Origin of the sequence: Streptomyces sp. Qhu_M48 (assembly GCF_051305195.1) — a bacterium.
GTDB lineage: Bacteria > Actinomycetota > Actinomycetes > Streptomycetales > Streptomycetaceae > Streptomyces.
In genome coordinates, this window is record NZ_CP195432.1 from 3,239,978 (window position 1) to 3,258,441 (window position 18,464).

16 protein-coding genes are annotated in these 18,464 nt (G+C 69.4%); 6 read left to right on the top strand and 10 right to left on the bottom strand.

Going from position 1 to position 18,464, the window contains the following annotated elements:
- Positions 1–174 precede the first annotated feature (174 nt).
- Positions 175–882 carry a class I SAM-dependent methyltransferase gene (locus tag ACRRSS_RS14820; RefSeq protein ID WP_435971678.1) on the top strand — a complete coding sequence of 236 codons (708 nt, stop codon included), beginning with the start codon at positions 175–177 and terminating at the stop codon, positions 880–882.
- A 116-nt stretch (positions 883–998) separates the two neighbouring features.
- The gene (locus ACRRSS_RS14825) at positions 999–1,520 is read left to right on the top strand and encodes a DUF6328 family protein (RefSeq protein WP_435971679.1); all 522 of its coding nucleotides are present in this window, start codon (positions 999–1,001) and stop codon (positions 1,518–1,520) included.
- Between the two features lie 157 nt (positions 1,521–1,677).
- On the opposite strand, the gene ACRRSS_RS14830 is transcribed toward ACRRSS_RS14825, so the two are convergent.
- Both ACRRSS_RS14830 and ACRRSS_RS14835 read right to left on the bottom strand, forming a co-directional pair.
- A complete protein-coding gene (locus tag ACRRSS_RS14830) occupies positions 1,678–2,895 on the bottom strand; it encodes a phospholipase D-like domain-containing protein (protein ID WP_435971680.1) in 1,218 nt (405 codons plus the stop codon).
- Between the two features lie 156 nt (positions 2,896–3,051).
- Positions 3,052–3,213, bottom strand: a complete 162-nt coding sequence (locus tag ACRRSS_RS14835; protein ID WP_327166277.1) for a DUF5670 family protein — start codon at positions 3,211–3,213, stop codon at positions 3,052–3,054.
- A gap of 234 nt (positions 3,214–3,447) precedes the next feature.
- On the opposite strand from ACRRSS_RS14835, the gene ACRRSS_RS14840 reads away from it, so the two are divergent.
- On the top strand, positions 3,448–3,621 hold the full coding sequence (locus tag ACRRSS_RS14840) for a CsbD family protein (RefSeq protein WP_435971681.1): 174 nt from the start codon (positions 3,448–3,450) through the stop codon (positions 3,619–3,621).
- 121 nt (positions 3,622–3,742) lie between these two features.
- Here ACRRSS_RS14840 and ACRRSS_RS14845 read toward each other — a convergent pair whose 3' ends face one another.
- On the bottom strand, positions 3,743–4,783 hold the full coding sequence (locus ACRRSS_RS14845) for a magnesium and cobalt transport protein CorA (protein ID WP_435971682.1): 1,041 nt from the start codon (positions 4,781–4,783) through the stop codon (positions 3,743–3,745).
- A gap of 746 nt (positions 4,784–5,529) precedes the next feature.
- Here ACRRSS_RS14845 and ACRRSS_RS14850 point away from each other — a divergent pair.
- The gene (locus ACRRSS_RS14850) at positions 5,530–7,485 is read left to right on the top strand and encodes an amino acid transporter (protein WP_435975334.1); all 1,956 of its coding nucleotides are present in this window, start codon (positions 5,530–5,532) and stop codon (positions 7,483–7,485) included.
- Positions 7,486–7,529: 44 nt separating this feature from the next.
- On the opposite strand, the gene ACRRSS_RS14855 is transcribed toward ACRRSS_RS14850, so the two are convergent.
- The 3 genes from ACRRSS_RS14855 to ACRRSS_RS14865 all read right to left on the bottom strand — a co-directional run bounded on the left by ACRRSS_RS14855 (position 7,530) and on the right by ACRRSS_RS14865 (position 9,034).
- On the bottom strand, positions 7,530–7,988 hold the full coding sequence (locus ACRRSS_RS14855; RefSeq protein WP_435975335.1) for a DUF2267 domain-containing protein: 459 nt from the start codon (positions 7,986–7,988) through the stop codon (positions 7,530–7,532).
- Positions 7,989–8,094: 106 nt separating this feature from the next.
- Positions 8,095–8,508: a DUF2267 domain-containing protein gene (locus tag ACRRSS_RS14860; RefSeq protein WP_435971683.1), complete on the bottom strand. Its 414-nt coding sequence runs from the start codon at positions 8,506–8,508 to the stop codon at positions 8,095–8,097.
- A gap of 91 nt (positions 8,509–8,599) precedes the next feature.
- On the bottom strand, positions 8,600–9,034 hold the full coding sequence (locus ACRRSS_RS14865) for an Hsp20/alpha crystallin family protein (protein WP_435971684.1): 435 nt from the start codon (positions 9,032–9,034) through the stop codon (positions 8,600–8,602).
- A 133-nt stretch (positions 9,035–9,167) separates the two neighbouring features.
- On the opposite strand from ACRRSS_RS14865, the gene ACRRSS_RS14870 reads away from it, so the two are divergent.
- A complete protein-coding gene (locus ACRRSS_RS14870; protein ID WP_435971685.1) occupies positions 9,168–9,815 on the top strand; it encodes a type III effector protein in 648 nt (215 codons plus the stop codon).
- Between the two features lie 688 nt (positions 9,816–10,503).
- Positions 10,504–10,842, top strand: coding sequence for a MerR family transcriptional regulator (locus ACRRSS_RS14875; protein ID WP_435971686.1), 339 nt, complete (start codon positions 10,504–10,506; stop codon positions 10,840–10,842).
- A 183-nt stretch (positions 10,843–11,025) separates the two neighbouring features.
- Here ACRRSS_RS14875 and ACRRSS_RS14880 read toward each other — a convergent pair whose 3' ends face one another.
- From ACRRSS_RS14880 to ACRRSS_RS14895, 4 genes are all read right to left on the bottom strand, one after another.
- The gene (locus ACRRSS_RS14880) at positions 11,026–13,533 is read right to left on the bottom strand and encodes a glycoside hydrolase family 3 protein (RefSeq protein WP_435971687.1); all 2,508 of its coding nucleotides are present in this window, start codon (positions 13,531–13,533) and stop codon (positions 11,026–11,028) included.
- 446 nt (positions 13,534–13,979) lie between these two features.
- Positions 13,980–16,559 (bottom strand): family 78 glycoside hydrolase catalytic domain, encoded by a 2,580-nt coding sequence (locus ACRRSS_RS14885; protein ID WP_435971688.1) that lies wholly within the window; start codon positions 16,557–16,559, stop codon positions 13,980–13,982.
- A gap of 44 nt (positions 16,560–16,603) precedes the next feature.
- Positions 16,604–17,503, bottom strand: coding sequence for a carbohydrate ABC transporter permease (locus ACRRSS_RS14890; protein ID WP_435971689.1), 900 nt, complete (start codon positions 17,501–17,503; stop codon positions 16,604–16,606).
- A 5-nt stretch (positions 17,504–17,508) separates the two neighbouring features.
- Positions 17,509–18,393: a carbohydrate ABC transporter permease gene (locus tag ACRRSS_RS14895; protein ID WP_435971690.1), complete on the bottom strand. Its 885-nt coding sequence runs from the start codon at positions 18,391–18,393 to the stop codon at positions 17,509–17,511.
- Between the last annotated feature and the right edge of the window lie 71 nt (positions 18,394–18,464).

Sequence of the window (18,464 nt, forward strand, 5' to 3'; positions counted from 1 at the left end):
CGCCGTAAGGATCAACACTTCCGGTCAGGACGACCCCTGCGCGTGACGCCCGGCGCCGAGCAGCCGCACCCGGACCGGTCCGCGAGCCCGGCGAAAGGCACCCGGACCCCACGGCGTGGCACACGGAGCGCCGGGCGGGACAGCCCCACGCTGGACCCGACCGGGAGGACCCCCATGACCCTGCTCCGCGATGACGACCTCGCCGCGGCCTTTGACCGCGCCGCTTCCTCGTACGACCGCATGACCGCCGCAAGCCCCGGCTACCACGGGCACCTGAGACGCTCCGTCCGCCGTCTCCGCCTGCCGGGCGAAGGCTCCGGCCTGTCCGTCCTCGATCTGGGGTGTGGAACGGGCTCCTCGACCCGCGCTCTGCTGCACGCCGCGCCCCGCGCCACCCTCACCGGTGTGGACGCCTCGGCGGGAATGTTGGAGGAGGCGCGGGCCAAGACCTGGCCGCCCTCCGTCTCCTTCGTGCACGCACCGGCCGAGGCCGTGGGTTCGACCGGGGCCGCAGGGCCGTACGACGCCGTCTTCGCCGCGTACCTGTTCCGCAACGTCACCGACCCCGACGCCGTACTCCGCACCGTTCGCGATCTCCTGCGCCCCGGGGCGCGACTCGCGGTCCACGAGTACACGCTCAGTGGCCGAGCCGTCCACCGGACGGTGTGGAACGCGGTGATGAGCGGCCTCGTCGTGCCCTGGGGCCGGCTGCACGGCGACGCAGCCCTCTACCGGCACCTCCGCCGCAGCGTGCTCGACTTCGATACGGCACCTCAGTTCGCCGACCGCCTCCGCTGCGCGGGGTTCGTCGACGTCCAGGTGCTGCCGCTGCCGGGCTGGCAGACGGGCATCACCCACACCTTCCTCGCGACGCGCGACTGAGACCCCTCGTCGTCCCGGCCCTCAGAAGCGTCTGTTCCGACATCCCGCAGCCAGGTTCTCCACATCCCTCGAACGCAGCTACGAATGTGTGTCGTAGTCCGGGGCAGGAGGGCGCCATGGTTGCGACGGAGGAGACGAGTGTGAGCGGTACGGACGGTCAGAGAACCGCGCGGGACGAGACGCACGAGGAACGTGCGGATCGCCGGTGGACGGAGCTGATGCAGGAGATACGGGTCGCGCAGACCGGAGTGCAGATCATGCTGGGCTTCCTGCTCACCGTGGTCTTCACCCCGACCTTCCAGGGCCTGGGACAGACCGACAAGACGATCTACCTCACCACGGTCGTGCTCGGTTCCCTGGCGACGGGAGCCCTCATCGCACCGGTGGCGCTCCATCGCATCCTGTCGGGACGGAACGTCAAGCCTCACGGCGTCGCCTGGGCCTCGCGGCTCACCTTCACCGGCCTCGTGCTGCTGCTCGCCACTCTGACGTCCTCGCTCTTCCTGATCCTGCGCGTGGCGACGCACGACCACTACGTACCGTGGCTGGTGGCCGGAGTCGTGGCCTGGTATCTGTGCTGCTGGTTCGTGCTGCCCCTCTGGGTGCGCTTCCGGCACGCGAGCCGCGACAAGGCTTGACCACGGCACCCGCCTCACGCCGTAGGACGGTTCGGACGGCGGCGCTGGTGAAGGAGGAATGCGGGTCCTTCCTTCACCAGCGCCGCCGTTCGAGGGTTCTGGAGAACAGCACGGCCCCGCGCCGACGGCACCGGAGCACCGTGTCCGCCGCTTCCTGCTACAGGTAGCGGCGGATGGGGAGTACCGCGGTCTCCCCGGCGCGCCGCAGCAGCGAGCGCCGCTTCCAGCGGTCCGGACGGATCAGTTCGCTGGCCCGGAGGTCCTCGTCGTAGTGCGCGTCGAGAGTGGAGGTGAACCCGGTGTCCATGACGGCGAGCATCACCTCCTCGTCGTGGTCGAGGGAGCGGCGGTTGAAGTTGGTGGAGCCGATCAGGGATACGACCCCGTCCATGGTCATCACCTTCGCGTGCATCATGGTCGGCTGGTACTCGTGGATGCGTACACCGCAGGCGGTCAGCGCCTCGTAGTGGTGCTGGCCGGCCAGCTGGCACACGCGCTTGTCGGTGTGGGGGCCGGGCAGCAGGATCTCGACCGTCACGCCGCGCCGGGCCGTGGCGCACAGCAGCTCGACGAAGTAGGCGTCGGGTGCGAAGTAGGCGGTCGCCAGACGGACCCGTTCCTCGGCCGATTCGAGGATCACGCGCATCAGGGTCTGCATGTCCTGCCAGCCGAAACTGGCCGAGCCGCGGACCACCTGCACGATGGCGCCCCCGCTCGGCTCGTGGCTGACGAACCGGTCGCGGTCGTCGAAGAGCTCCGCGTGGCATTCGGCCCAGTTCTGCGCGAAGGCCGCGGCGACGCCGTCGACGGCGGGCCCTCGGACCTCGACGTGGGTGTCCCGCCACTCGCCCGGGTTGCGTGCGTCGCCGCACCATTCCTCGGCTATCCCGACGCCCCCGGTGAAGGCGGTCTGCTCGTCGACCACCAGGACCTTGCGGTGGCAGCGGTGGTTCTGCTTGAGGGGTGACAGGTAGAGCGGTTTGCGGAACCAGGCGACCTCCACTCCGGCGTCGCTCATCCGGTCCAGCAGGTCCCGCTCGATCAGACGGCTGCCGAAGCCGTCCAGCAGCAGGCGCACTCTCACCCCGGCCCGCGCCCGGTCGGTCAGGGCGTCCGCGAAGCGCCGCGCGATCTCGCCCCGCCAGTAGACGAAGGTCATCATGTCGACGGTGTGGCGTGCGCCGCCGATCGCGTCGAGCATCGCGGTGAAGATCTCGTCCCCGTTACGCAGGGGACGCACGGTGTTTCCCTCGGTGGCCGCGATGCCGATGAGCCGCTCCAGACGTCTGCGGATGCGGTGAATTCTCTCGTCCGCCGCTCCCTGTCCGGCGGCGGTGTCCGTGGTACTGGCGAATGACTGCTGTCCGTAGGTCATGCGGCACTCCTCGTTCGGGTCATGGGTATGCGGGACCTCCGAGGGCGTCGAAGTCCTCGGCCGGATCCCGGAGTCACGGGCGGGACACGGGCTGTGGGCCCACCACTCGTCAGGTGGTGGGCCCACGGTCATGCCGTTCGGGTATCGGTGAGGGTGCTACCAGCGGTACCAACGGCCGCTGCCGCCCTTGGGGCGGGCGACGAATCCGAGCAGCCACAGGACCAGCAGCACGACCGCGACCCACCACAGGGCGTTGAGCGCGAAGCCGGCGCCGAACAGGACGAGCACGAGCAGTAGGACGAGAAGCAGGGGAACCATCGTTATCAACCTCCGAGGCGCCGTATGCCCCACCACCTTTCGCTCATGCGTGCGATGTTCACGGGGTTTTTCGGGTGGCACGTGGCAGGCGGCGTCGGCTCGGCCCAGCCCGTAGTGGCGTGAACGGAGAGGAATCGTGTCGCCCGGTCGTCGGAGGCGGAATCAGGTTTGAGCGTGACGATCGGGAGCAGGCGTCGGTCAAGACCAATCCGGTTCATTCAGGAGGAGGTCCCGATGTCGGGCACGGAGAAGAGCAAGGCGCAGGTCGAGCAGGCCAAGGGCAAGGCCAAGGAGGCCATGGGCCGCATGGTCGGCAACGACCGCATGAAGGCCGAGGGCAACGCGGACCAGGCCAAGGGCAGGGCCCGTGAGTCCAAGGAAGACGTCAAGGACACCTTCCGGCACTGACCGCCCCTCGCACGGCTGGGCCCCGACCTCCCCCTTGGGTCGGGGCCCAGCCGCGTCCCGGGCCTCACAGGGCGGTACAGCCGGCGCGGTGGCCGGGGAGAGCTGGGAGGTGGCCTGGACTCTAGAGCCACTTGTTGCGGCTCAAGGCGCGATAGATGACGGTGCACGCGACGGCGATGACGGTGAGGACCGCCGGGTAGCCGTAGGGGGACCTCAGTTCCGGCATGTAGTCGAAGTTCATGCCGTAGATGCCTACGACCATGGTGGGTACGGCGACGAGGGCCGCCCACGCGCTGATGCGGCGCATGTCGGCGTTCTGCTGCACGCCGAGCTGAGCGATGCTGGCGCTGAGCATGCCGGTGATGAGCTCGTCGAAGGTGACGATCTGTTCGCTGACGCGCTGATGGTGGTCCGCGACGTCGCGGAAGTAGGCGGACACCTGCGGAGGGATCTGCGGGATGGTTCCCTCGCTGAGGCGTTGGAGGGCGGAGGTGAGAGGTGTGACCGCCCGCTTGAATTCGAGGAGTTCTCGTTTGAGCTGGTAGATGCGGGCGGCGTCGACCGGGAGGTCGGGGGAGAAGACCTCGTTCTCCAGGGTGTCGACGTCTCCGGCGAAGGCGTCGGCGACGTCGATGTAGCGGTCGACGACCATGTCGGCGACCGCGTGCAGGACCGCCGCCGGTCCGCACCCCAGTTGCTCCGGGTCGTCCTGGAGCCATCGGCGCACGCTGTCCAGGGGCGGTGCGCTGCCGTGGCGGACGGTGATGGCGAACCCGGGGCCGGCGAAGACCATGATCTCGCCGGTGTCGACGATCTCGCTGGTCGCGGTGATCTTCTCGTGGTCGACGTACACGATGGTCTTCAGGACCAGAAAGAGTATGTCGCCGTAGCGTTCCAGCTTGGGCCGCTGGTGGGCATGGACAGCGTCCTCCACGGCGAGCGGGTGCAGGCCGAAGGCGTCCGCGACTGTCTGAAGCTGCTCGGCCGTGGGCTCGTACAGGCCGATCCACGCGAAGCGGCCCGCCTGCGGATCTATCCGCTCCAGTATCTTCTCCAGGCTCACCTGGCCGGGCAGCCTGCGGCCGTCCTCGTACAGGGCGCAGTCCACGACCGCCGGCGGCAGCCCGACGGCGTCACCCTGATCGTCACGCTCCGTATCCATGTGTCGGCCCCTAGTCCTCGCAATGTGTAGGGGCAACCTACTCGTGCGCGCCGAGAGGCATTCCCCTGGGCCGCTCGGGTCCGCCCCGAGCGGTCTCCGCGCCGCTTCGAATGGGAAGCCCGCGTTAAGAACGCGATAGGAATCGCGCCGCGGACCCTGGGGCGGTGAGGTGCCGGGAGCCTCCCTGGTGTGGCTGATTCCTGGGGCCCTGACCGTGGCGTGCGGCGAGCTGTGTACGCCCTCGCCGTGGTGGGTGTGTGCCTGATCGCGCTGGGGGCTGCCTTTGGCGCGTTGTGGCTGCTGGGGGTCGGCGCGTGGCTGTTCATGGCGGCTGTCGCGGGAGACCTGATCCGGCGCCCTTAGCGCCCCGCCGGCGCGACAGCCCAGGTGGGGAAGCCATGTTGGTCGGAGTGGGACGTGTTCCTGCCCCACGGAGCGCTGCCCGTGGCGGGCACCGTCGCCTTCCGGCCGACGGCGCGGTGCGGCTTCCTGAAGCCGGGGGCCCGACCGGCGCGCGCCGCGGTGGAACGCTTCATCTCCACCGGACCCGCCTCCCCGTACGGTCGCCGGGCTCGTCGGCACCACACCGCACGGGGACGCGTGAAGCGTTCCCGTGCGGGTCGGACGGGCTGCCTGGAGGTCCCATACTCGGTGGTCGCGTCGCCGCGAGTGCGGTGGCGGGCCCTGAAGGGCGGGAGTGAGGAAAGTCGATGGGGGACATGGAGGACGCGAAGGTCCCGACCGTGATGCCCGAGGCGGTGGACAGCCCCGCGCTGCGGTCGCAGCCGACCGGGCGGCTGGCGCGCTGGATGCTGCGCCACCAGGTGCAGCCCGCCGGAGCGGCCGGTGCCGGGCAGGCCGAGTCGCATGCCTGGTGGAAGGTGATGTGCCTGACCGGAGTCGACTACTTCTCCAGCCTCGCCTACGTGCCGGCCATCGCCGCGCTCGCGGCCGGTGCGGTCTCCCCGCTGGCGACGCTGCTGATCGTGGCGCTGACCCTGCTCGGCATGCTGCCGATGTACCGGCGGGTGGCGAAGGCGAGCCCGCACGGTGCGGGCTCGGTGGCGATGCTGGAGGACCTGCTGCCCTTCTGGTGGGGCAAGCTGTTCGTCCTGGTCCTGCTCGGCTTCGTGGCCACCTCGTGGATCATCACCATCACCCTGTCGACCGCGGACGCCTCCGTCCACGTGGTGGAGAACCCCTTCTTCCCCGAGGCCCTCCACGGCCACGAGGTGGCCCTCACCGTGGCGCTGCTGCTGGTCCTCGGAGCCGTCTTCCTGCTCGGCTTCAGCGAGGCCGTCAGCGTCGCCATCCCCCTGGTCGCGATCTTTCTCGTGCTGAACGCGGTCGTCATCGGCGTCGGCCTGGTCCACGTGATCACCACACCGGGCGCGTTCTCGGCCTGGACGGACGCGCTCGTGGCGGGCGGCGCCGGATTCGGTGACCTGATGACGCCCGCGCTCCTCGCGTTCCCGCTGCTCGTGCTCGGCCTGTCCGGCTTCGAGACCGGAGTCAGCATGATGCCGCTGGTGTCCGCCCACGGCGCCGACGCCGGGGAACGGCTGCGCTCACGTGTCCGCAACACCCGCAGGCTGCTGACCACCGCCGCGCTCGTCATGAGCGTCTACCTGCTCGCCTCCAGCTTCGTCACCACCGTCCTCATCCCCGAGGACGAGTTCCAGCCCGGCGGCGCGGCCAACGGCCGGGCCCTGGCCTGGCTGGCCCACGAGCACGTCGGGGAGGCGTTCGGCACCGTCTACGACATCAGCACGATCCTCATCCTGTGGTTCGCCGGCGCCTCGGCCATGGCAGGTCTGATCAACATCGTGCCCCGTTACCTGCCCGAGTACGGGATGGCCCCCGAATGGGGACGCGCGGTGAGGCCCGTGGTCCTCGTCTACACCGCCCTGTGCGTCCTCATCACCATCGCCTTCGACGCCGACGTCGACGCCCAGGCCGGCGCGTACGCCACCGGAATCCTGGCCATGATGGTCTCCGGCGCCTTCGCCGTCACCGTCTCCGTGGCCCGCCGGGGGCGCGGGGCGGTCGCCACCGGGTTCGCGCTGCTCACGCTGGTACTGCTCTACGCCCTGGTCTACAACGTCATCGACAAGCCCGACGGCATCACCATCTCCGGGTTCTTCATCGCCGGCATCATCCTGGTGTCGCTGATATCCCGGGTGTCACGCACCACGGAACTGCGCGCCGACAGCCTCGTCTTCGACGAGGCGGCCCGCAGGTTCATCGCCGACACCCTGGCCCACGACGACGCCATCAACATCATCGCCAACCGCCGCCAGGCCGGCGACATGGCCGAGTACCGCGACAAGGAACGCGAGCAGCGCGGCACCAACCCGGTCCCCGGTCCCGCGGACGTGGTGTTCCTGGAGATCGACGTGATCGACCCCTCCGAGTTCAGCGAGGTCCTGACCGTGCGGGGCGTCGAGGTCGACGGATACCGGATTCTGCGGGCCGAGGCTCCGGCCGCCCCGAACGCCATCGCCGCGATCCTCCTCGCCCTGCGCGACAGCACAGGCGTCAAGCCGCACTGCTATTTCGCCTGGGCCGAAGGCAGCCCGCTGAAGCACATGCTGCGCTACTTCCTCCTCGGCCGCGGCGACACCGCCCCCGTCACCCGCGAGATCATCCGCAAGCACGAACCCGACCCCGACCGCCGACCCGGCATCCACGTCGGCGGCTGACCACCGTCTCCGCCGGCAACGCCCCGGCTCCAGGCCTCAGCCGATCACCCGACGACGGACCCGAGGTGCGGGTGTGGTCGGAAGGGGGCTGTCCTGCGCCGTGGCTGATGGAGTTCGGCCTTGCCGAAGAGAAGGGCGTAGCCGGAGGGGAGTTGGTCGATGATGCGGTCGAGGAGTTCGGGTCCGGCGAGCTGGGACACGGCGGCGAGGACGGCGCCGACGTTCCAGCGGGTGGTGGCGGGTGTGCTCCCGGTGCGCTGGGCGAGATCCTTGACGAACTCCCATCCGGTGAGGGGGGTGACGGCGGGGACCTGGGCGGTGAGGACGAGGGCGGCCTCGACGGGGAGACGCGCGGCGAGGTCGACGCGTTCGTCGCCGACGAGCTGGCGTCCCAGCGCGGCGAGTACGCGGTGGACGACTTCGTCGGCGCGTTCGAGGGTCGGGTAGGCGCCCTCGTAGCGCACGCGCTCGAGCATCTGGGAGTAGGGCGCCGCGCTGGTCATGCTCCCGTGGGCGGGGGCTGTCGTGGTCTCGGTCTGAAGAGTCATGCCGGTGGAGATCGCCGTTCTCTTCGGGCCCGGTCCGTGGGCCGGGCGGAGCGAACACGTGTCAGGGGGTGCCGGCCCACCGGGGGTGGTGCGGCCGGCCGAAGAGGAGGTCGTAGCCGGGTGGGAGCTGCAGGAGAATCCGGTCGGTCAGTTCCTCGCCGGCCGCGTCGGCGGCGACGCTGAGGACGGCGCTGACGTCCCAGGCCGCGGTCCGTTCGGTGGCTCCTTCGATCCAGGCGGCCGTCGCGCGTACGAAGCGTTCCGGTGAGAGGGGTTCTCTGGCCTGGAGCGGGTTGAGGAGGATCAGGGCGAAGGTCTCCGGCAGGCGGGCGGCGAGTGCGGCCCGCGCATCGCCGACCAGATGGGCGCCGAGCAGCGCCAGTACGGTGCGGGCGGCGCGTTCGGCCTCCTGCGGCGAGCTGTAGTCGCCGCGTTCCTGGACCTGGTCGAGGAACGTCTGCCATCGCGGTCTCATCACGACCCCCTTTCGCATACGCGGATGCGGGGAGCGGAGGACGGAGGAGGGGGAAAGGCTTCCGCCCTCCGCTCCCGGCTCTTACTACGGCTCAGCCGCTGATCTGCCTGCGGTCGTCGCCCCGGCCGACGGTGATCTTGCGGGGCTTGGCACGCTCGGCGATCGGGATGCGCAGCGTGAGCACGCCCGCCTCGTAGTCGGCCGTGATCTTCTCGGTGTCGAGGGTGTCGGCCAGCATCAGCTGCCGGGAGAAGACGCCGAGGGGCCGCTCGGACAGCTCTATCTGGACGTCGTCGGACTTCGCGACGGGGCGGCGCTCGGCCTTCACCGTCAGCATGTTCCGTTCGACGTCGATGTCGATCGCGTCCGGTGCGACGCCGGGAAGGTCGAGGGCGATGACGTAGACGTCACCCTCGCGGTAGGCGTCCATCGGCACCGCGGAAGGCCGTGACCAGGTGCCGGCCGTACCCGTCATCTGCTGGGCGAGACGGTCGAGCTCGCGGAACGGGTCGGTGCGCATCAACATCGCGAAACACCTCCAGTGTGATCAGGCAGTGACTGCCAATGCGCTGCATCTGCCATCCGTTGTAGCATGTCATCCGAACGACGACAAGTTGAGTGTCATCGAGTGGACGACATGCCGAAGAGGATGTGATCCTGTGACAGGAGCCGACCAGCCGGTCACCTTCCCCGCGGCCGTCGCCGCCCTGGCCGCGATCGACGAAGCGGTACGGGAAGCCCGGTCCGCGGCCACCCCCGCCACGGCACCGCACGGCTCCTCGGAGGAGGCGCTCGCCGCCCTCCTGCTCCTGCGTGAGCTGCGCGAGCAGCTGGCCGCGTGGGAACCCGGATTCATCGAGGCCGCCCGGGACGCCGGCGCCAGCTGGGCCGACCTCGCCCACCCTCTCGGTGTCACCAGTCGCCAGGCCGCCGAACGCCGCTATCTCCGCGTACGCCCAGGCAACCCCGGCACTACGGGAGAACAACGCGTCCAGACGATCCGCGACCGCCGCGCCGCCGACCGCACCGTCACGGCCTGGGCCCGATCGAACGCCGCCGACCTGCGACAACTCGCCGGACAGATCACCGCCCTCGACACCCTGCCCCCGGAGGCACGGGCCGACCTCTCCGCGGCCCTCGCGGACAGCGACCCCACCCTGCTCCTCGAACCGCTCGCGCGCACCCACACCCACCTCGCCCCCCTCCAGCCCGACCTGGCCACACGCGTCGACGACCTGACCCGTCGCACCGAAGACCTCCGCGACCAGAGCGACCAACGCCGTGCCCACTCCCCGGACGCGGAATAGGGCCAGCCGGATGCGGATCGCCGCACTCGATTACCTGTCCATCGGACACGCGGAAATCTGTATCGGCCGGAGTAGACATTGGGCGGTGGCGTGGCTATGGTTTCTCTCGTAGCCCAGAGAGACAGCAGGGCCCGGCAGAGATGAACTGCCGGGCAGCGGTATCAGCAGTACAGGCAGTACAGGTAGGTGCAGTTCGCAGGGCGGTGCGGCGGTGGAGTTTCGAAGCCAGGGATGTTGCAGGACGGCGACGGGACTGACGGCCGGACCGGGTGGCCCGCAGTGATCAGGGGCCGCCGTGTGCGGGACCGCGGCCATGTCAGGTGCGGTACCCGTGAGTGGCGCTGTCACAGGCCACTGAGCAGTTCGCATCACCAGCAGTACCCGCAGTATCAGCAGTAGAGCAGTACCCGTAGTTAAGTAGTTGATTGCCGAGGAAGAACGGAGGAACGAAGCACCATCAGGATCGCCCGGGCGGATGTCTTGAACCCGGGTACCGCAGGACATCGATAGTGAGGTGGTCTCCGGTCAAGCAACCGCGATCCCCGCACTCCCGGCAGCGACTGGGTCGGTAGGCGGAAACAGAACGTCGGCGCAGTATGAGGGCCGGCACGTGGTGTAGTAGTTCCTTCGGGGCCCTGGTGCCAGTACGGCACCAGGGCCCCTCCATGCGTTTCACAAAGGGGTGCAAATGACAGCAGATGACTCGTACGGCCGTCTTGACGACGACGACTACCCCGCCTACACGATGGGCAGGGCCGCCGAGATGCTCGGCACCACACAAGGATTCCTCCGGGCCATCGGCGAAGCCCGCCTGATCACCCCGCTGCGCTCGGAGGGCGGCCACCGCCGCTTCTCTCGCTACCAGTTGCGCATCGCCGCCCGCGCCCGCGAACTCGTCGACCAGGGCACGCCGATCGAGGCCGCCTGCCGCATCATCGTCTTGGAAGACCAGCTCGAAGAGGCCCAGCGCATCAACGCCGAACACCGCCGCGCCGCCCCATCCGACGCGCCACCGGCCTCGGCTTGAGGTGAGGCCGCCCGCCGGGCACCGGCGGGCCCCTCCCTCGGACACATATACGTCCGTCTGGTCCGTACGGGACACCTCTCGGGACGAGTCGCCTGGGGCTGCTGCCAGTCCCGTCATTCCCCGAGGCGACGGGACTGGCACCCTCCTGACGGTCCTCGCCGTCAGAGACGCCGCATGGCTCGGTCAGCTGATGGTGACCGCCCTCTGTGCTGTCATGGCTCGGGAGTCGCGGGCGGCGGCGAAGGTGTAGAGGCCGGGGACGAGGGTCCAGGAACCGGAGTTCCAGATGGTCAGGTCATCGGCGGGAATCGTGCAGGTGATGCGCTGGCTCGCTCCGGGAGCGAGCGTGAGCTTTCGGTATGCGACGAGGCGGCGCTGTTCCGCCACCGCCGCAGCCGGGAGCGTGGCGTAGATCTGGACGACCTCGGTGCCCTGGCGGTTGCCGCTGTTGGTGACGGTGACGGAGAGGGTCACTGCCTTGGCGGTGGCGTCGTAGGCGGCTTCGAGGGAGCCGTGGGCGAAGGTCGTGTAGGACAGGCCGTGCCCGAAGGGGAAGCGTGGCGTCTGCCCGTTCGCGTCGTAGAAGCGGTAGCCGATGAGGGTTCCCTCGTCGTAGGCGACGGTGGCGTTCTTGCCGGGATAGGTCGAGGTGCTGGTGCCGGGGCCCTGGGCGGTGCCGGCGGGGAAGGTGAGGGGCAGTCGGCCGGAGGGGTCGCTGTCGCCGAAGAGGACCGCGGCGAGCGCGGTGCCCATGCCGCGGCCGCCGTACCAGGCCTGTACGACTGCTTCGACGTCGTTGAGCCAGGGCATCGCGATGGGGCCGTCGGTGTTCAGGACGACGATGGTGCGCGGGTTGACCGCGGCGACGGCGGTGATGAGCTGGTTCTGGTCGCCGGGGAGTGTGAGCTGGTCGTGGTCCATCGCTTCGCCGGCGATGCGGTTGACGAAGACGACGGCGGCATCGGCGGTACGGGCGGCTTGCACCGCGGCCGGGATGAGGGAGGCCGGCTGCCAGCCGAGGGTGAGGCCGCAGGTGCTCTGGCCGGTGGCGTCCGGGTCGGCGAGGGCGTTGCTGTAGGTCACCTCGATGGTGGCGCTCCGACCGGCGGTGAGCTCGCAGGTGCCCTGAAGGGGGTAGTCGTAGGTGCCGAGGAAGAACCTGCGGGTGCCCCGGAAGCCGGAGACGACGGTGACTCCGTTGATCTTCAGGGTGGTGGTGCCGGCGGGCAGGAGGGAGAAGCGGTGCAGGCCCGTGTGGGTCGGGGTCAGGGTGCCCGACCAGGTCGCGGACCAGGTCGCGGGCAGGGAGCCGGCCGGTGCGCTGGTGAAGTCGATGACACTGTCGGTGCGGGTGATGACCGGGGTGCCGGTCGGCTGGGCGGAGGCGTAGTAGCGGCCGGTGAGGCCAGGAGCGCCGCCGGTGGTGCGCAGGACGGTGGCGGGGACGGTGGTGAGGGGGACGTCGCCGGTGGTGCCCTGGGCATGGGTCACGGTGATGGTGCTGCCGGCCCGGTTCCTGATGGCCTGGAGTGGCGTGGTCCAGGTCCCGGGGTCGACGTAGGTGGAGCCGGCGACGCCAGTGAGGACGTCCGTTCCGGCGGGTCCGATGACGGCGAGAGACCGGAGCGTTGCGGGCAGTGGCAGGGCCGATGAGGTGTTGGTGAGCAGGACCGTGGAGGCGAGGGCCGCCTCGTGGGCGAGGCTCTGGTGCGCGGGGGTGCTGACGTCCTGGGCAGGGGCGGGGACGGGGTTGTCGACGAGACCGTTGGCGAACATCGTGACGAGGACGCGGCGGGCCGCGTCGTCGAGACGGGCGGGGGAGACGGAGCCGTTCGTGAGGTCTCCGGGGGCCAGCCTGACTCCGCCGGGGCCGAGTCCGGCGAGGTCCATGCCGGCCTTGGCGGCGGCGACCGCGTCGTCGCCGGCCCAGAAGTCGGGGACCGTGTAGCCCTGGAGGCCGAGACGGTGCTTGACGTCGTCGAAGAGGGCCGGGTTCTGGGTGGCGAAGATGCCGTTGATCTTCGGGTAGGCCATCATCACCGAGGTGGTGGGGGCGGCGGCGATCACGCGGCGGAACGGCGCCTGGTAGATCTCGTGCATGGCGCGGTCGGATACCAGGGTGTCGGTGAAGAAGCGGTTCGCTTCCTGGGTGTAGGCGGCGAAGTGCTTGATGGTGGCGGTGACCTGACGGCTCTGCATGCCTGTGGTGAGGGCTGCTCCGATGCGGCCGGCGAGCAGCGGGTCCTCGCCGAGGCTTTCGGCCTGTCGGCCGAAGTGCCAGGTGCGGGTGAGGTCGATGGTGGGGCCGAGGAGGTTGTTGTAGCCCTTGGCACGCCCCTCCGTACCGATGGCTACACCGATGCGGCGGGCCAGGTCGTCGTCGAAGGCTGCGGCCTGGGCGAGTGGCACGGGGAAGGCGGTGACGTTCTGCTCGCCGCGGAGTCCGGCCGAGGCGTCGATCATGGTGAGGGCGGGGATGCCGAGGTGGCCGAGAACGGCGAAGTCGCAGCGGACGAGCGCTTCCTTCTCGGCTGCCGTCATCCGTGCGAGGAGGGCGGCGGCTCGCTGGTGGGCCTGCGGGTCCGGGGCTGCGGCGGTGCGGGCGTCGGCCGCCCGGGCCGTCGCGGTGGGTGCCGTGCCGGCGGCGACAGCGACGGCTATGGCGGAGGACAGGAAGATACGTCGGTTCACGGCGACTCTCCGGACAGTGGGGGCGGCGGGGTGAGACCCGCCGAATTGGATTCTGCTTGTCCGGCCTTAGGGGAATGGGCCGGTTTCTTCGGCGTTTCCCTGGAGGTTCTCCGCGTCCCGCGAACACCTTCAGGAGTCTTCCAGGCGCCCTGATTTCGGCACCTCACGCGAACCGAGAAACTACGACGGGTAATGCTCCCGGTCAACCCTTTGTGTCCATTGAAATCACCCTGACAGGCTTCCACCTGCAATGATTCGGGCCGTATTTCTTGGTGAAGCGTGAAACGCTCCCTGCCTGATAACCGGTTCGGCAAGGTTCGCATACAAAGATTCGATGGCTTTAATCTGTCCGGTGGATGGGTCGAGGAATTTCTCTTGATAGGGGAGTGCCCGGCATGGCATCTCCTCCATGTCGGGCAATCGCGGGACGGTTGATTTATGGGAAACTATTCTTCAGTGGAGATGAGGGTGTGTGTTCCGGGAGTGAGCCCGATGGGTTCGCGCCCCGGCAGCTCGACGATGGCCGTGCAGTTCGGGGGCACCGTGATGTCGGCCCGAATGCCGTCCGCCGTGGCTTCCCAGGACAGGGAGGCTGATCCGTGGGGTGTGTCGTAGCGGGTGCGGGCCCACGTGATGCCGCCCCCCGGCCGGGGCCGGAAGGTGAGGGCTCGGGCGCCGGGGGCGGTGACTTCGATACCGCCGACGACGCGATGGAGCCAGTCCGCGACGGCGCCGAGGGCGTAGTGGTTGAACGAGGTCATGCCGCCGGGGTTGAGGGTGCCGTCGGGACGCATGCTGTCCCAGCGTTCCCAGATGGTGGTGGCGCCCATGGTGACGGTGTAGAGCCAGGAAGGGCATCGGGTCTGCAGCAGCAGCCGGTAGGCCGTGTCGAGGTGTCCGGTGTCGGTCAGCGCGTCGCAGATGAGGGGGGTGCCGACGAAGCCGGTGGCGATGCGGGCGCCGTCCTGTTCGACGAGTTCGGCCAGGCGGCGACCGGCAGCCTGGCGTCTGTGGGGGTCGAGGAGGTCGAAGGTGATGGCGAGGGCGTAGGCGGTGGGGCTGTCGCTGGTCATGCGGCCGTCGGCGTGGACGTAGCGGCGCTGGAAGGCCGTGGCGATCTCGTTGGCCAGGGTGTCGTAGTGAGTGGCGTCGCCGGTGTTGCCCAGTTCGGTGGCGGCACGGGCGAGGTGGCGTGCGGAGTGGGCGAAGTAGGCGGTGGCGACCAGGTGGCGGTCGGTGCGGCCGGCGGCCGGGTCGTCCGGCGGGGCCGCGGGGTCGAGCCAGTCACCGAGCTGGAAGCCGGCGTCCCAGATCCGGTCGGGTCCTGCGAGCTTCTCGACGAGGTCCACCCAGGCTCTGCCCATGGGGTAGTGACGCCGCAGGAGTTCGAGGTCTCCGAACCGCTGGTAGAGGACCCAGGGGGTGAGGGTGGCGACGTCGCCCCAGGCAGCTCCGGGCTGGATGGGGGTCCACATCGGTTCGCCGGGGATGACGGGGACGTACCAGGGGATGGTGCCGTCCGGCAGCTGTTCGAGTCCGACGTCGGCGAGCCAGGAGTCGAGCATGCCGGCGCAGTCGTAGAGGAAGCTCGCGGTGGGGGCGAAGACCTGGATGTCTCCGGTCCAGCCGAGGCGTTCGTCGCGCTGGGGGCAGTCGGTGGGGATGTCGACGAAGTTGCCGCGCATGCTCCACAGCACGTTCTCGTGCAGGCGGTTGACCATCGGGTCGCTGCACTCGAACCAGCCGGTACGGCGCATGTCCGTGTGATACACGCGTGCGGTCACGTTCCGCGGGTCGAGCTCGCCGGGCCAGCCGGTGATCTCGGCGTATCGGAAACCGTGGAGCGTGAAGCGGGGCTCCCAGGTGTACGGCCCGCTTCCGGGAAGGACGAGGGTGTCGGTGGCACGCGCTTCGCGCAGGGGGCGGGTGGCGAGTTCTCCGTCTTGGAGGACCTCGGCGTGCCTGAGGGTGAGGGTGGTGCCCGCGGGCCCGTCGGCGGTGATGCGCAGTCGGCCCACGAGGTTCTGCCCGAAGTCGAGCAGGTGGCGGCCGTCGGCGGTGCGCGTGACGGAGACCGGGCCGAGTTCCTCGGTGCAGCGGACCGGAGGGCCTTCGGGCGCGACGAGGGTCCCGGGGTCTCTGCTGCCGGTGCGTACGGGGGTCCAACCGTCCCGTGGCGCGCCCGGGGTGGCCCAGCGCGGATCGTGCGAACGGGCGTCGAAGGTCTCTCCCTCGTACAGTCCGCTGGTCAGGATCGGGCCGAAGGCGGCGTCCCAGGTGTGATCGGTGGCGACCACGGTGGTGGCGCCATCGGTGTAGGTGATCTCCAGCTGGGCGATGAGGGACTGGTCGGTGCCGTAGATGTCGCGGGTGCCGCCGTCGAAGCCGTACTTGCCGCGGTACCAGCCGTCCGCCAGCCAGGCTCCGATGGTGTTGGCTCCGGTCGTCAGGAGCGTGGTGACGTCGTGGGTGCGGTACCGAAGGCGATGGGGGTAGACCGTCCAGCCCGGGGCGAGGGTCTCGTCGCCGATTCGCGTGCCGTTGATCTCGGCTTCGTACAGGCCGTGGGCGGTGATGTAGAGCCGGGCACGCTCGATCGGCTTGCCGTCGGCCTGGAAGTGCTTGCGTACCCGGGCCGGGCGGCGCTCCGTGCCGGGGTCTTCGTCCCAGGCGGCCGCGACGGGAACAGCGGACCAGTCCTGTGGTGCGAGGAGGCCGGCCTCGACGGCGCGGGGCGCGCTCCACGCGGAGTGCGTGGCGTCGGCTGTCCGCCAGGTGCGCACGCGGACGACCGCGTCTTCACGGGAGGCGAGCGGTTCGCCGGGCCAGGGTACGAGGACGTGGTCGGAGGTGGTGACGGGGCCGGTTCGGTGGGTCCGGCGGTCGCGCCGTACTTCGACTTCGTAGGCGTGCTGGTCGCCGTAGTCGCTGGGATTGGTCCAGGACAGCCGGGGGGTGCCGGTTCCGATGCCGAGGCCGTCCGGGAGGTGCTCGAAGCGCACCGGGGAGGGCTGGGAGGGCTGCAAGGGAGGGGCCTTTCGTGGGCTCGGGAGGGTGGGGCGCGGGCTGGTCAGCCCTTGACCGCTCCCGAGGTGAGGCCCTTCATGACCTTCTGGTTGAGGAAGAGGTAGATCACGAGGGTGCCGAAGACGTTGATGCAGATGGCCGCGAACAGCGGGCCGTACTGGGTGGCGCCGAAGTCGCCGGTGAAGTTCAGCAGGCCGACCTGGATGGTGCGCAGGTCCTGGCTGTTGGTGAAGGTGAGGGCGACGAGCAGGTCGTTCCAGATGAAGAAGAACTGCACCAGGCCGACGGTGAGCAGGGCGTTGCGGACCATGGGGACGCTGATGGTCCAGAAGGCGCGCAGGATGCCGGCGCCGTCGAGTGTGGCGGCTTCGAAGAGCTCGCGGGGAACGCTCTTGTAGTAGGTGGCCATCATGAAGACGGTCAGCGGCAGGCCTGTGCCTGTGTAGGTGAGGACGAGCGGCCACAGGGTGCCGGAGAGGCCGGTCTGGAAGTAGATGGTGAACAGCGGCAGCAGGATCATCTGCGGGGGGATCATCATGCCGGCGAGGAAGACCAGGAGGGTGAGGTTGCGGCCCTTCCAGACCATGATCTGCAGGGCGAAGCCCGCCGCGGTGCCCAGGAGGAGTATGAGGGCGAGGGAGGGAGCGACGGCTAGGAGGCTGTTCTTGAGGTAGAGGCCGATGTTGCCGGTGGTCCAGGCTTCGGCGTAGTTGCCCCACTCCCAGGTGGTGGGCAGGCTCCAGGTGGAGTTGTCGAGGTAGTCGCTGTTGGACTTCAGCGAGGTCAGGAACATCCAGATCAGCGGGTAGACCTCGATGACCAGCAGGACGGCGACGGCGAGCCGGATCCACACGCGGCCGCCGGCCTTGCGCGCGGGGCGTGTGGACTGCCTGGTCCGCCGGTGGCCGGTGCTGGTGGTCTTCAGCGGGGTGTCGATGGCCATGGCGTTCAGCTCTCCGTGTTGTCGCGCCGCGAGACGCGGTAGACCGCCAGGCTCACCATCAGGCAGACGACGGTGAGCAGCAGCGCGATGGTGCTGCCGTAGCCGTACTCGCTGTAGGTGAACGACGACTGGAACATGTACAGGGTCAGCGGGGTGGTGCCGTTGCCGGGCCCGCCGTTGGTGAGGGCGACGACGGAGTCGAAGACCTTGAGAGTGCCGTTGACGCTGAAGATCAGGGAGGACATCAGGACGGGCAGGGACAGCGGCAGGACGATGTGGCGGATGAGGCGGAAGCCGGAGGCGCCGTCGAGGCGGGCGGATTCGAGGACCTCGTCGGGGATGTCGACGAGGCCGGCGAACAGCAGGACGGCGTAGAAGCCCATGGAGCGCCAGATGTCCATGATGATCAGGACCCAGAAGGCGCTGCCGGCGTTGCCGAAGAAGTCGATGGATTCCAGGCCGACGGCGTTGAGGAGGGAGTTGACCGGTCCGGGCTGGGGGGCGACCTGGAAGAGCTTCTGGAAGAGCAGGCCGACGGCGACGGTGGGCAGGATGACGGGGAAGAAGACCAGGGTGCGGATGAGCGCGGAGGCCCTCTTGAGGAAGAAGACGTAGAGCAGGGCCAGGAGGTAGCCGGCGACGACCTGGCCGGCGGTGACGATGACCGCGTACTTGAGGGTGAACCAGAGGGCGTCGTGGACGGCTGGGTCATCGAAGAGCCGGGTGAAGTTGGCCAGGCCGTTGCCGGTGAAGCCCTCGATGGAGTTGCCCTTGGTGAAGGAGTACCCGAGCGACCACACCATGGGGACGAGCATGATCAGTGTGTAGACGAGGAGTGCGGGACCGAGCAGGATCGCGATCGCCCTGCGGTCACCGAGTACGCGGTGCATGAGTGGTGTCCACTTCGTTTCTGGTGGAGGGCTGGCCAGGCGGTGACGGGCGGCGCGCCGGGTGCCGGCGG